Source organism: Streptomyces phytophilus (genome assembly GCF_013870535.1).
Taxonomy (GTDB): domain Bacteria; phylum Actinomycetota; class Actinomycetes; order Streptomycetales; family Streptomycetaceae; genus Streptomyces; species Streptomyces phytophilus.
This window is the reverse complement of the sequence record NZ_JACBXC010000422.1, coordinates 1-4,642: the sequence shown is the minus strand read 5'-3', so window position 1 is coordinate 4,642 and position 4,642 is coordinate 1. Positions and strand designations below refer to the sequence as shown.

The window sequence follows — 4,642 nt, the reverse complement described above, 5'->3', positions numbered from 1 at the left end:
AGCAGGAAGACCAGCGCCAGTACCGCGCCACCCACGACGCTCGCCGTCGGCACCGGGCGCCTCTTGCCGGTACGGGCCGCGCGCTCGGCCACGTGGCCCGCACGCCCCGCGGCGTGCCGCACCCGGTCCGGAGTCTTGTCGTCGACGACCCGTCTGACGTCCGCGGCCCCCTGCTGGGCCCGGTGTTTCACGCCCGTCCTGGCGACCAGCTCCCCGACGCCGTCACCCAGTCGGCCGCGCGCCGTCTCCACCTGCTCGCGCAACTTGCCCTGCGTGCTTGCCATGATGCATCGTCCTCTCCCTGATCCCGTCGAAATGCTCGCTCATCGGCTGTTCCCTCCACTGCCCGGAGACCGGCTCCCGCAGGGTCCCGGGGTCCGGGGTTGCGCCGCGGATGAGAGCGGCCCCCTCCGCGCCGCTATTCGTAGTAGCGATGCCGCTCCTCGACGACGGCGTCGGTGGGAGGCGCGACCGCGCGGCGGCGGCGCTGCACGCTGGAGATGACGACCAGGCCGACGAAGCCGGCGAGCATCATGATCCAGCCCATCACCTGGACATCCAGACCGCTGACGTTCCAGTCGGTGGCGAAGGCGAGAATGCCACCCGCGGCCATCAGAAGAATGCTTCCGCCAAGTCCCATGAGGCTGACCTCCGTTCATGGCGATGAGTGCGTTGCTGCCGCGTCCGGGTACCCAGACGACGGCGGGCCACGCACCCGTCCGCAGAACGGGCGGGCCCTGCCCGTGAAGGGCACCGCTTCGCTCGTAGCCAAGCGGTGTGTCCAAGAGGTGTCCGAGGCGGCCCGCTCTGTCAGGGTGGGGCTCATGACCGTGGGGTTCAGTGGTGACGTCGCCGAGTACTACGCGCGATACCGCCGTGGGTATCCGCCCGAAGTCATCGACGTCCTCCAGGCGGCCTTCGCGCTGACTGGCGAGGATGCCGTGCTCGACCTCGGCTGCGGCACGGGCCAGTTGGCTGTTCCGGTCGCGTCCCGGGTCGGCTCGGTGATCGGCATGGACCCGGAACCGGACATGCTCCGGTTCGCCAGAGAGGCCGCGGCAGGACAAGGGGTGCGGAACGTAGCGTGGGTGCTGGGTGCCGACACGGATGTCCCTGCACTGGCCTGGCTGCTGGGACAGCGGTCTCTGGGGATGGCCGTGATCGGGCAGGCGCTGCACTGGATGCGGCACGACGAGCTCTTCCAGGCGCTGTTTCCGCTGTGCCGCCGGGGCGGGGGCATCGCGGTGGTGGCCAATGGCGCGCCCTTGTGGCTGCAGGACAGCGCCTGGTCGCGCGCGTTGCGATCGTGTCTGGAGGACTACTTCGACACGCGGCTGGAGGCTACGTGCGGGACCGGCGCGGACGACCGGCGCCGCTACGCACAGGCGCTGGAGGCCGCCGGGTTCGCCGAGGTGCGGGAGTCCGTCCTCGAATACGGCGTAGAACTCGGCCTCGATGAGGTCGTCGGCTCGGTCTGCTCCGCGATCCCCGCGGATCGGCTTCCCGGCCCGCAGGAGCGGACGGCCTTCGCCGAACGGATCCGCCGGGCGCTGCCGCCGCCTCCCTACCGTGAGAGCGTCCGTGTAGCCACGCTGCTCGGGCGGGTGACGTGACCAGCCGGCCGGCATGGGCAGCCGGAGTCGTCGTCCTGTCGGCCTGCGATACGGCTCTTGCGAGCGGCAATCCGCTCTCCTGCGCGCTCGGACGGTCGTCTACGAATCCGGCTCCATATTCCACCCCGCGCCGACGAACCGGTGCTGACCGACGACACCGAGGGGCAGGGCGAGCCCTATTACGACACCCACTACATCGGAGTCGGCGGCGGCCGGCCCTCGGGCGGGATCAGGGCGGAGGCGGTCGCGCCGGCGGGACCGGCATAACAGGCAGGGCCGGCTCGGCCGGCTGCGCTCTGCTGGTGGCGGGGCCCGTGCCGCGCCGGCCGGACCCAACTGCGTAGAACCGCAAGCGACGGTGGCGGCGCAGCGCCGCCGCGCCGGCGACGGCGTGCTGCGGCGAACGCCCCGTTGTCACAGGCGGCTGCCAGGGTGGCGGCATGGAGAACATGTACCGGATCCATGTCGTGCGCGCGGATGCCTCAGGCGGCCCGGTGCGGCTGCGTGTGCTGCTCGTTCACCACGAGCCGTGGTGGGACCGGGCCGGGCTGCTGCCGTACGACTCCGGGTTCTTCCTGCAGGTGCTGCGGGAAGCAGCGGACGGTGAGGCCGGCCGCCCGCGGGGGCCGCTTGCCGGGGAGGTCAGCGAAGCGCAGTCGCTGGACGCGGAGTTCGTCCGCGCCAACGCCCACCGCTTCGTCGAGCGCGTCGAACGGGTGGCCGTGCGCCATCACCGCGTCGACGACGCGCTGGCCGGGTACTACCGCAACGCCTACGACGCCCTTGACCGCCTGTACTACGCGGGGACGTTCAACGGCCGCTACCGTCCCGAGGAGCACCGCCCGCTGGAGGAGCGCCTCGTGCAGGCGGAGTACGACGTCCGGCCCACCGACCCGCGCTGGACGCAGACGCTCCGGGCCGGCGACTGCTGGGGCAGCGGCGCATGGGGCCCGATCTCCGAGGCCGGGGCCTCGGTCCGGCTGGGGTGGGTTCTGTGGGACGACGATCCCGACGGCGCCTCAGCCGCGTTCGAGCACGCCATCGGACTGGCGGACGGCGACCCGTACGCCAAAGTGGAGGCCCGTTTGGGGCTCGACGCCCTGCGGGCCGGCAGGGACCGCTACCTCGCACAGGACCAAGGCGCGGATGTCCCCCTGGAGTTGGCCTTTCGACTGCACGCCGAGGGGCGCCAGGAGGAAGCCCGGGCGGCCTACGCCGTGGCGGTTTCCCGCGGTGACTGCTCCCTGGGCGACATATTCCTGGGCGGTGCTTCCGTCATCGCCGAAGCACGCCGGACGGCGGGAATGGAGAGCCCGGCCGAGTACGGACACCGGCTGGCGGAAGCGGGTGGCTTGTCGCGGGCGGCGGCGGAGCTGCGCAGGATCTACGACGACGGGTCGGCCCAGGTGGCCGCATTCGCGCTGGCGCTCTACGAAGGCGACTTCGACCGGGCCGAGGACATCTCGGGGGGAAGCCTTGCGGGTGACCTGGCGGGAACGTGGATGGGCCAGTTCGCCATGGACCTGGCGTTCGTGCACGCCCGCGCAGGGAACACCGAAACGGCCCGCCATCTGGCGGATCTGGCCGGCGAGGGGCACAACAGCGGCCCTTTCCTGCACGCCCTGGCCAGCGGATCGGCCCGCCCCGCGAAGCTGGCCATGGAGATGGGGACCGCCCTGGTCGACACGATCGTCAATCCGGCGTGGGACGACGGAATCGAAGCGATCGTCGACGTGGCACGCGCCTACCTCCCCGAGTTGGCGGTGTACGCCTGCCGGGCCCAGGCCGCCTGCGAGTCCGACTACGGACAGGAGGAGAACGCCGCCCGCTGGCGGAAGCGGCTGGCGCACCTGGAATCCGCCGGCCCCTCCTCCTGAACGCACGGCCACGGCACGTCTTGTGCCTGTCTTCAGGTTGCTCTCAGGGTTCCGTGAGGTTCCCTTGCTACACCGGGAGGCGTGACCCCGAGTACTGACGCCCCCACCACCGTCCTTGTCGTCGACGACGAGGAGAACATCCGCGACCTGCTGTCGCAGACCCTGCGGCTGGTCGGGTTCGAGGTGCGGACCGCGGCGAGCGGGTTCGAGGCGCTGACGGCGGCCGAGGCGGGGGCCGCCGCGCTCGTGGTGCTGGACGTGATGCTGCCCGACATCGACGGGTTCGAGGTGGCCCGGCGGCTGCGGGCCGGCGGGGTGAAGGTGCCGGTGCTGTTCCTGACCGCCCGGGACACGGTGGCGGACCGGGTGGCCGGTCTGACCGCGGGCGGTGACGACTACGTGGCCAAGCCGTTCAGCCTGGAGGAGGTGGTGCTGCGGATACGGGCCATCCTGCGGCGCACGCGGGCCCTCCCGGCGGAGGCGGCGGGTCCGGTTGATGCCGGGGTGCTGCGTTACGCGGATCTGGAGCTCGACGAGGGCGCGTACGAGGTGCGCCGCGGCCGGCTTCTGGTGGAGCTGACGCCGACGGAGTTCAGGCTGCTGAGGTTCCTCATGACGAACGCCGGGCGAGTGGTCAGCAAGGCGCAGGTGCTCGACCGCGTGTGGTCCTACGACTTCGGCGGCGACAGCCGGATCATCGAGTCGTACGTCTACCACCTGCGCAAGAAGCTCGACGCGCACGGGCCGCGGCTCATCCACACCGTACGCGGCGTCGGCTACGTGCTGCGCCTGCCGCGGGACCCGGGTTGACGGACGCGGCGTCCGCCGCCCCGGCGCGGCGGCACGGCAGGCGGCGGTGGCGCGTACGGGTATGGCAGCGCTGGACGCTGCGGGCGCGGCTGGCGGTGGTGACGGCGGCGCTGGCCGCACTGGCCCTGCTGGCCGCCAACGTCGCGGGACTCCTCCTGCTGGAGGCGTACCTCGTCGACCGGGTGGACCAGCAGCTTGCCAACGCGGGCAGTTCACCTGCCCTTGACCGGGCGCGGATCGCGGAGCTGAAGGCGGGGCCGCTGGGCGACGACGGTTCGGTGGAGAGCATCCTGTCGCAGCGCGCCGGGGCCACGACCCGGCTCTACGCGGTCGCCGCGGACG

Annotated in this window: 5 protein-coding genes and 1 pseudogene; 4 read left to right on the top strand and 2 right to left on the bottom strand. The window is 72.0% G+C overall.

Going from position 1 to position 4,642, the window contains the following annotated elements; translation table 11 throughout:
- A partial coding sequence (locus tag H5J30_RS18355; protein ID WP_181788497.1) for a DUF3618 domain-containing protein occupies positions 1-284 on the bottom strand: 284 nt, incomplete at its 3' end.
- Positions 285-418: 134 nt separating this feature from the next.
- Positions 419-640 carry a DUF6458 family protein gene (locus H5J30_RS18350; RefSeq protein WP_181788496.1) on the bottom strand — a complete coding sequence of 74 codons (222 nt, stop codon included), beginning with the start codon at positions 638-640 and terminating at the stop codon, positions 419-421.
- A 184-nt stretch (positions 641-824) separates the two neighbouring features.
- Between H5J30_RS18350 and H5J30_RS18345 the strand changes: the two genes are divergently transcribed.
- The 4 genes and pseudogenes from H5J30_RS18345 to H5J30_RS18330 all read left to right on the top strand — a co-directional run.
- Positions 825-1,613, top strand: a complete 789-nt coding sequence (locus H5J30_RS18345) for a class I SAM-dependent methyltransferase (RefSeq protein ID WP_181788495.1) — start codon at positions 825-827, stop codon at positions 1,611-1,613.
- Positions 1,614-2,053: 440 nt separating this feature from the next.
- Positions 2,054-3,490: a hypothetical protein gene (locus H5J30_RS18340; RefSeq protein WP_181788494.1), complete on the top strand. Its 1,437-nt coding sequence runs from the start codon at positions 2,054-2,056 to the stop codon at positions 3,488-3,490.
- An 81-nt stretch (positions 3,491-3,571) separates the two neighbouring features.
- Positions 3,572-4,300 (top strand): response regulator transcription factor, encoded by a 729-nt coding sequence (locus H5J30_RS18335; RefSeq protein WP_181788493.1) that lies wholly within the window; start codon positions 3,572-3,574, stop codon positions 4,298-4,300.
- Positions 4,297-4,642: pseudogene (locus tag H5J30_RS18330) on the top strand (hypothetical protein); the annotation flags it as partial. The gene H5J30_RS18335 and the pseudogene H5J30_RS18330, both read left to right, overlap by 4 nt.